The 8,470-nt window shown below is 60.7% G+C and carries 9 protein-coding genes; all 9 read right to left on the bottom strand.

What is annotated here, in order from left to right:
* Positions 1 to 2 precede the first annotated feature (2 nt).
* On the bottom strand, positions 3 to 344 hold the full coding sequence (nifW, locus tag YUA_RS0135275; RefSeq protein WP_027534365.1) for a nitrogenase stabilizing/protective protein NifW: 342 nt from the start codon (positions 342 to 344) through the stop codon (positions 3 to 5).
* Between the two features lie 201 nt (positions 345 to 545).
* Complete coding sequence (nifV, locus tag YUA_RS0135270) at positions 546 to 1,718, bottom strand: homocitrate synthase (RefSeq protein WP_051383495.1); 1,173 nt, start codon at positions 1,716 to 1,718, stop codon at positions 546 to 548.
* A gap of 672 nt (positions 1,719 to 2,390) precedes the next feature.
* Positions 2,391 to 3,071, bottom strand: a complete 681-nt coding sequence (locus YUA_RS0135265; RefSeq protein ID WP_245285342.1) for a nitrogen fixation protein NifQ — start codon at positions 3,069 to 3,071, stop codon at positions 2,391 to 2,393.
* 161 nt (positions 3,072 to 3,232) lie between these two features.
* Positions 3,233 to 4,117 (bottom strand): nitrogenase iron protein, encoded by an 885-nt coding sequence (nifH, locus tag YUA_RS0135260; protein WP_027534893.1) that lies wholly within the window; start codon positions 4,115 to 4,117, stop codon positions 3,233 to 3,235.
* 983 nt (positions 4,118 to 5,100) lie between these two features.
* Positions 5,101 to 5,370: a hypothetical protein gene (locus YUA_RS0135250; protein WP_027534891.1), complete on the bottom strand. Its 270-nt coding sequence runs from the start codon at positions 5,368 to 5,370 to the stop codon at positions 5,101 to 5,103.
* A 36-nt stretch (positions 5,371 to 5,406) separates the two neighbouring features.
* A complete protein-coding gene (locus YUA_RS0135245) occupies positions 5,407 to 5,766 on the bottom strand; it encodes a DUF3024 domain-containing protein (RefSeq protein ID WP_027534890.1) in 360 nt (119 codons plus the stop codon).
* A gap of 247 nt (positions 5,767 to 6,013) precedes the next feature.
* Positions 6,014 to 6,334 (bottom strand): nitrogen fixation protein NifZ, encoded by a 321-nt coding sequence (locus YUA_RS0135240; RefSeq protein ID WP_027534889.1) that lies wholly within the window; start codon positions 6,332 to 6,334, stop codon positions 6,014 to 6,016.
* Between the two features lie 135 nt (positions 6,335 to 6,469).
* Entirely contained in the window at positions 6,470 to 6,694 is a 225-nt protein-coding gene (locus YUA_RS0135230; protein WP_027534888.1) for a 4Fe-4S binding protein, read from the bottom strand.
* Between the two features lie 12 nt (positions 6,695 to 6,706).
* Complete coding sequence (nifB, locus tag YUA_RS0135225; protein ID WP_245285341.1) at positions 6,707 to 8,203, bottom strand: nitrogenase cofactor biosynthesis protein NifB; 1,497 nt, start codon at positions 8,201 to 8,203, stop codon at positions 6,707 to 6,709.
* Between the last annotated feature and the right edge of the window lie 267 nt (positions 8,204 to 8,470).

Genomic DNA, 8,470 nt, shown 5'->3' with positions numbered 1-8,470 from the left:
GGCTATTTCAGCGTACTGAGCGGCACGAAGGCGGCCGGCCTTTTGGGCTCCGCGACCGCATCCTTCAGGACCTTGAAGACCCGTTGGTCGATTGGCGATGACGCCACGAAATCGGCATAGGCCTGCTCCAGCATCGCCTTGCAGCGCGCAGCGATCTCCGCTTCCGCGGCAGCGGCGAATTGCTCCTTGGCGAGATGTTGCCCCATGCGCTTGAGGATATGCAGGCGCGCGACATTGACGATCTTGGGATCGTAGTCGACGCCAAGCAGCGCAAAGATCTCCTCAGCCGAGGAGGCCCTGTTGAGCCGGTCGAGGATGCCGGCCCTCTGGGGTATATTGCTCATCGAGACTTCCCTGGATTGGGCCCGCCCGCCTCGGTCGAGGTCCGGCAGCGCCTGGTGAGTTCGCGGAAAAAGGCCGTTTCACGTGGGCCCTGCTGGACATGGCCACACAGCCCATGTCCTCGGACTTCAACGCGGTCTGCGCGAGTTTTGGCCGCCCTCCGATTGATTTGGTGGCGGGCCAAATGAAACTCGAGAGCTCACTCACATGCGATCGGAAGAGCATTCGCAAACATCGCGCCAGATCGCCGCCAGCGTGTCGCGCGCGACCAGACGCTTGTGCTCGACGGCGTATTTTCGCACTCGGGACAGGATGTGTCTGGTCTGTTCGGTGCTGGCGGCGAGTTGCAATTCGCCAAGCAGCGTGGTGATGGCCGAGAGCCCGGAATGCTTGCCGAGCACGATACGGTTGGAGCGACCGAGCAAACGCGGGTCGAGCGACTGATAGGTGCGCTCGTCCTTCAGCAACCCATCAACATGAATGCCGGATTCGTGAGTGAACACATGCTCCCCGACGATCGCCTTGTTGGGAGGAATCGCACGTGTTGCCGCGGCCGCCACCAGCGCGGCGACGTCTATGAGCTCCGGCAGCACGATGCCGGTATCACGCCCGTAGAGCTGCTTGAGTGCGACCGCAACTTCCTCGAGCGGCGCATTGCCGGCCCGTTCGCCCAGCCCGATGACAGTGACAGAAGCGTGGCTCGCTCCACCCCTGATGGCAGCAAGCGTGTTGGCGGTCGCGAGCCCGAGATCGTCATGGCCGTGAAATTCGAGCTCGAGATCAGTGGTCGCGCGCAGGCGCGCGATCAGCGCATAGGCGGAATCGGGATCGAGGACACTGAGCGTATCGGCGATCCGAAACCGCCGCGCGCCCGCGGCTGTCGCAGTCGCGATGAGGCTTATGAGAAATTCGACATCGGCGCGGGAAGAATCCTCGCCTCCGACGGCGACATCAAGCCCTCGCTCGCGGGCGTAACCCACCACCCGCTCCACCCGCTGCAATGCCTGCTTGCGGTTCCCACCAAGCTTGGCCGCGATCTGCACGTCCGAAGCCGGGATCGAAACATTGACCATCGACACCTTGGCCTCGATTGCCGCGTCGACATCGGCCTCACGCATGCGGCACCAAGCAATAGGCGTGAGCGGCAGCCCCTCCTCGACAATAGCGCGAATAGAAGCGATCTCATCATCGCCCATGGCGGGGGTTCCGGCCTCGATCTCCGTGATGCCGGCCCGGGCCAACGCATGCGCGATGGCCACCTTTTCCTCCGTGGTGAACGCAACACCAGGCGCCTGCTCGCCGTCGCGTAGCGTTGTGTCATTGAGCACGGTCCGCTGGTTCCATGCCGACTCGAACCATGACGGCTTGACAGCGATGGCTTTGGCGTCGATCAACGAAGCCTCCTGATTGCGTTTGGTAAGGACTGCTTTGGCAAACCGCATGCCACGCCCGCAGGATCCCAACCTACTGAAGATTCGCGAGCTCTCGCCCGCGACCGGATGCGCCAGGATGACAGTGTCGCAAAACCGACGCGCCAGTTGAGCTCTCACCTTTCTACGTCCTGGATCAGCTCGGGTTGCGGAGCGGATCGAATATCAGAGCGACGCCTCAGAGTTCATCGGTTCGCAAACCCGGGCACATCGCATCAGGGCGGTCATAGTGAGCAGCACGCCCACTGCAGTAGACAACCCTACGGATGCGGGGTGGTATCGGTGTCGAAAACGGTCGTGAGGCATCAAAATCCATCCAAACGCAACAGGACTGCTTGCGCGACTGATCCGCAATCTCTGGGGTTGAGCAATCTCGCCCGAACACAAGCCGCAGCGACCTCGCTTGTCCGCGCTGGCAAGGCACAGCTCCCTTCAGACCAAAAGAGCTTATCGGCTTGGGCGCAAGCCCGCCTTGAGCAGCAGATCGTCCCGCTGGTTCGCGCCGTAGTCCGCTGCAGCAGATTTGGCCGCATCATCTGCGCGTCCTCGACCGGCTGCGCGTCGTCCGCCGACAGTTGTTGCGACAAAGAACCATCTATCAGGCGGCGGGAATACGGGTCAGCTGCCGCCCGCGACCGGAGCGGCCGGCGCCAACAGAACGTCGCGCCGGCGCTCGGCCATACGGCTCTCACCGCTTTCATCGCCAAAGCAGTGGTTGAAGTCCTTGCACTCTGTGCACACCGGCATCGTGCACAAGATGAGGCCCTCGTCCTCGCATAGCCTGCGATAAAAGAAGCGCTTCCAGCGCATGTTGTTGACGTTGCGCCTGGCGAGCGGCCCGAAATGCCGGCTAAGGAGACGGGACAGTTCGCCACGATTCCGCAAGCCGAGATCTTCCCACAGATGATTCGGCTCCATGACGCGGCGCGCGATCATTGCGGCCAGCCAACGGCCGGTGTCCCCTTCCGTCGATCGTTGCGCGAGCAAGAGATCACGCACCATTGTAACCTCGTCGTTGTCGTCGCGCTTGGAACCCTGCGGCAAGTCATCGCCTTTGATCCGAACCGACGGAAAATTTTGCTTGAGCAACGCCGCCAGCTCATCGCTGGACAGGCCGACCTTCTCGAAGAGAAGACCACCTTCCATCACACCGGCCGCGAGAATAGACGCCAGCACGTGGCGGTCGAAATTGCTGTCATTGCCTGTGTCGGCATCTGCAGGGTGCATCCCGGTCAGGAGGCGATAGCTGGCAATTCCCCCACTTCCATGGACGCTCCCATCATTCGTCTCGACAACCATGACAGGATAGAACTGCTCTTCGAACATGGGTGTTCGCTACTCTTTCCACATTGGTCAAGGATGCATCACCGCATCGGCACTCGGGAGACACCCTTTCGCCCGACTGCCGGCCCTCCTTTTTTGTGGCTATTGGGAGGGCCGGGCTGCCGCGTTGTGCCCCTTTACGATGCCGCAAGTTCCGCGGCGCTCTTCCCGACGATGGACTCATCAACGGCCTTCATGATGCCGTGCTCCATCAGCATGTCCTCGAGCTCGTCCATGGTGATCGGAGTGGGGATGATGCCTTTGCCGCCATTGTTGTGGATCCTGCCCGCGAGCTTGCGGTAGTGATCGGCCTGCTGGGAGCCCGGCGCATATTCCAGCACAGTCATGCGCCGCAGTTCTGCATGCTGCACAATGTTGTCGCGCGGCACGAAATAGATCAGCTCAGTACCGAGCTTCTTGGCGAGCGCTTCGGCGAGCTCCAGCTCCTTGTCGGTCTGCCGCTCGTTGCAGATGAGGCCACCGAGCCGCACGCCGCCTGAGCTCGCATATTTCAGAATGCCCTTGGAGATGTTGTTGGCGGCATACATGGCCATCATCTCGCCGGACATCACGATGTAGATTTCCTGCGCTTTGTTTTCGCGGATCGGCATCGCAAAGCCGCCGCAGACGACGTCGCCGAGCACGTCGTAGGAGACGTAGTCGCGCTCCTCATAGGCGCCGTTCTCTTCCAGAAAGTTGATCGAGGTGATGACGCCGCGCCCGGCGCAGCCGACCCCGGGCTCCGGGCCGCCCGACTCGACGCAGCGGATGTCCTTGTAGCCGATCTTCATCACGTCCTCGAGTTCGAGGTCCTCGACGCTGCCGGCATCGGCAGCCAGGCTCAGGATCGTATCCTGCGCCTTGGCGTGCAGAATAAGGCGAGTCGAGTCCGCCTTGGGATCGCAGCCCACGATCAGGATCTTGTGACCCATTTCGGCCAGCGCCGCCAGCGTGTTCTGGGACGTGGTCGACTTTCCGATACCGCCCTTGCCGTAGAACGCGATTTGTCTCAGTGAAGCCATGTTGCTTTCTCCATCAACCGATTTGCCAAAGATTGCGTGCTGTTTTGCACGCGAGCTTGTTTCTCTTTCAGAAACGGGGCACACGGGTCCAAGGGTAGGAGAGCATCGCTCGTCTTGCGCGTCGGCGTGCACTCAGCCCTTACTCAGTGTTGCTGCATCGCAGTAGCAACTGCCGTGCCAACGCTGGGCCTCTCGTTTAAGCTTCTGACGATGCAGTGCAAACTTCGCGAGATCCCTCGCCGCGCTGGGTGTTTCGAACCTGACAGCAGCTGTGCGGCTGTGAGCAATCTGACAGCGCTCACAATTTTTCAGGGAACATAAGTCTGCTTGCGGCGCATTCATCCGCGAAGCGGAACTCCCTCAACGCAAGGCAAAAATGCAACTGCGGCCGAGCCTCTCGGCACGATTTTCAGAAGCGATGCTCCGATCAGCAACGAAGTTCGAGCGCCGTGCTCCAAAGACGGGTGTTCGCGTTTGATGAAAATGTCCTGACCGGTCGTCCTTCCCGTTCGCGTGGCATCAGGACAACCGAAACCGAGAAGCTTCCGACGCCAGCGCGCAGCGATGTCGAATCACCCGAATTCGACCTGTGCCGACCGCTATTCTCACGAGAGCGACGCATGAGCGGGCGCTGATCGGTCATCGCGAGCCCGACTTGGGCCGTTCGCATGCCGCTTCTTCAGGACAATCGACGGGGAGATCGCGATTGGGGCATTAATGGCTGATCCACATGCCGCTCCCGGACCGCCTGCCCTCGATCTGGCTCCAGCGGCTCCTCATAGATGGCTCCGCGCATGCCAATGTTGATGGGCGCACCGGCCATTATCCGCTCGATGAGCTCGATCCCTCATCGGTGCGAAAGCGGCAGCGCCACCGCGCCGTCGGCGGTTTTTCCGCATTCAGGAACTCGTCAAGGCGGTAACGGTGATGCGCTTGCCCGCACCCAGCAACAGGGCCGTAAACGTCTGCGAATGCAACCCCAGTCACCCCGAAGGGCCCCTTGTCGCCAGAACGATGCCAATCGCCAGCAGCGGATCGGCTGTGATCTGGACGCAGTGTTCGGATCGTTCGAGCATGTGCAGGTCGAGTTGCGGAAAGCTGCGGAAGGGCGGCTCGGTGACATCAGACGCATCGCATCGCACCAGGGCGAGATGCGGAAAGCGGCGCCGCAGCTCGGTAAAGGGGCTCACGCGGCCTTCTGCCGCCGTGATCACCTGTTCAAGTTCGATCAGTTCGTTTTCGTCCAGTGCCATGACCGCCTTTGTCGTTTGTGTGCGTAAACAATAGCGTTATCGCCAGAACACCCGGTCGAGATCGGCATTAACCTCATCGTTCACTGCGCTCAGCCGCCGATGGACGCTGTGGAATTGCCAGATTCCTCGCGCATGGTCTTTCCAGAACAGCTTCCACAGTTCGCATACGGCGTCATGATGGATCAACGCGACATCAATCACGCGGCCGTCCTTGTCGATGTCGCGTGAACAGCAGGGGCTCTCGATGAGATAGCCGTCCTTGACCGGCCTCACACTGGGCGAGACATAACGATAGCGTCTGCGGGAGCCTAATGAGCATTCGATCCGCTTGCGATCGACCTCGTTCGGGTGAGCGTTCAGGCCGACGACTGCCCTTTTCGTGACAGCAGCATTCATTGCGAAAGCCCCTTAAAGCCGCGTTCTTTGCTCTTCAAGACAGCCGACCGGCCGCCCGGCAAAACTCTAGAAGCCAAGTCCGTACGTTCGCTTGTGTGTGCGCTCTCAAGCGTACGATCTCGCCGATGCGGCCGATGCCGGCCAAAAAAGTCCATCAAGCGGCGACCATCCGTGAAACAGCCGTTTATGGGGTCGCTGGCGGATTTGATCCGCGGGCGCCATTCGGATGTCGAATGAAGGGGCGCGATCATGACGGGGGCCCTTCTCGCGATAGCGGCCCGTCTAGCTCGGTGCGTGCGTCGACCGAATTCAGTTCCTTGCATTTCATTCCGACGCGGTTGCCGGTTTGAAGAAACTCGACACCGTAGACGTAGAATTGCTGCAGGAACGTGCCGATGGAAACGACGTAGCCGACCTCACCTTTCTTGGCCAGGACGTCCCCGATCTCCTTGCCAGCATAGGTCCCGTCATTGCGGACGGTGCGGTTGGCCTTCACCTTTTCACCAAGGTTGAAGACCGGCGGTCCATCCAGCTCTATGACCTCAGTGTCGCGGATGATGTTGCTCATGCATCACTCCGTCGTGAACTTGGTCGAGCCGCATTCGGCGAGCTCGCAGGCCGCCGCGGCCGCAATTGCCGGGATGAAACGGGCGGGTTTCCCGGCAGCTACCGTCAACGTGAACGCCATCAAGCTTACTCTCGTTCAGGCCGGCGGCTGATAACGCGGCAATGAGGTGTCGATGACGCAGGTCTTGTCCACCGGGCAGACCGCGACACATTGCGGCTCCTCGAAGTGACCGATGCATTCGGTACATTTTTTCGGATTAATCACGAAGGTTCCGCCCTTCTCGAAGATGGCCACGTTGGGACATTCGGTCTCGCACGCGGAGCAGCCTGTGCATTGCGAAGAAATGATCTTGAACGGCATCCGATGTCCTCTTCACGCCACCGAAATCATCGGGTCCTGCCGGATCGTTCCGTCGCCCCGCTCGACATGCTGGATCTGGCCGCTTTGAACCTTCTCGAGATATGAGCTGAACCATGCGATCGCGGAGTTCTCGATGAACTCGTGCGCGTATTGATCGACCGGCTCGATGCCAGCCTTCTTGAGCTCGCTCGTTGGGCGGCCACCGATCCTGGCGACGAACACAGCATGGCAGTCATTGATGGAGCTGATGATGGCCGCAAGGTCATCCTGCGCGCCATAACCGCCTTGGCAGTAGTGATCGACGCGGCGGTGCCCGACGAATTTGGCGCGGGATCTCGAAACTTCATACACCTGGAACTCCTTGGCATGCCCAAAATGCTGGTTGATGAGGCCAGCGTCCTTGGTTGCGACCGCGATCAGCACTTTGATGTCGCTTGTCCCGCCTGCATGCTCCCGCACTTCCTCCCGCCCGGGCACACTTCTGGCGCGGCGCTCCTCCTCGATTCCAACCTGGTAGGCCTTGCGCGCCTCAGGGTCGTAGTTGACGGTCATGGTCACAATCTTCTCCTTCGTAAAGTCCGCGCTTCGATCCTCGCCGAGCAGTCCGACTGCGTCGGCGCGGCATTGGCGGCAATGGCGCATCATGTTCATTTCGCCTTCGCATGCGTCCTGCAGCGCCTTCAACTCGCGGGCCGTCGGCGTGCGCTGGCCCTTGAGACCGAACACGGTTCCGTGCTCGAGGGCTGCGATCAGCGGCATGATGTTGTGCAGGAACGCGCCGCGTGACTTCACGGCTTTGTTGACCTCAACCAGGTGCCGCTCGTTGATGCCCGGGATCATGACTGAATTGACTTTGCAGAGAATGCCTCGCGCGGAGAGCATTTCGAGGCCCCGGAGCTGACGCCTGGTCAGGATTGTCGCCGCCTCGACCCCGCTGTATCGCTTGTGGTTATAGAAGATCCACGGATAGATCTGGGCTCCGATCTTGGGATCGATCATATTGATCGTGATGGTGACGTGCTCGATGTTCAGTCGGGCGATGGTATCGACGTGATCGGGCAAGGCGAGCCCGTTGGTGGATAGACACAGTTTGATATCGGGCGCGGCTTTGGCCACGAGCTCGAGCGTCCTGAAGGTCTTTTCCGGATTGGCCAGGGGATCGCCGGGACCGGCAATGCCAAGCACGGTCATCTGCGGAATGCGGGAGGCCACCGCGAGCACCTTTTTGGCCGCCTGCTCGGGGGTGAGTTTCTCGCTGGTCACGCCCGGACGCGATTCGTTGGCGCAGTCATATTTGCGGTTGCAGTAGTTGCACTGCATGTTGCAGGCTGGCGCAACCGCAACATGCATGCGGGCGTAATGGTGATGCGCCTCTACGCTGTAGCAGGGGTGATTCTTCACCTTGTCCCAGATCGCCGGCGGCAGATCGCCTTGGTCTCCGTGTGCCCCGCAGCTAGCTTTGCCGTGTCTGGTCGAGGTGCCGCAGCCCTTGGGCTCTGCGGCCAGCATGGTCTCGCCGCCACCTCGTGCATTTTTGCCGCTGCTGCCGCGCTCCACTGCGTCCATATCCAATTCTTCCCCTAAGCCAAACAGGCTTACCAGAGCCACTCCTGAGGAGCCCCTGCACTTGGATTAGCAACTCGCATGCCATCGCCGCCGGCGATGGATTTTCTCATCAACACCAGTCGGTTAGCGGGAACGATCTGCCCTGTTGCGCCCCGACAGCGAGCATGGGGCGTGTCGGAAATGCGACAGACTTTGGGATGCTGGGAGCGA

Source organism: Bradyrhizobium sp. WSM3983 (assembly GCF_000473045.1).
In the GTDB taxonomy this organism is placed as follows: domain Bacteria; phylum Pseudomonadota; class Alphaproteobacteria; order Rhizobiales; family Xanthobacteraceae; genus Bradyrhizobium.
This window is presented reverse-complemented; position numbering and strand designations above follow the sequence as displayed.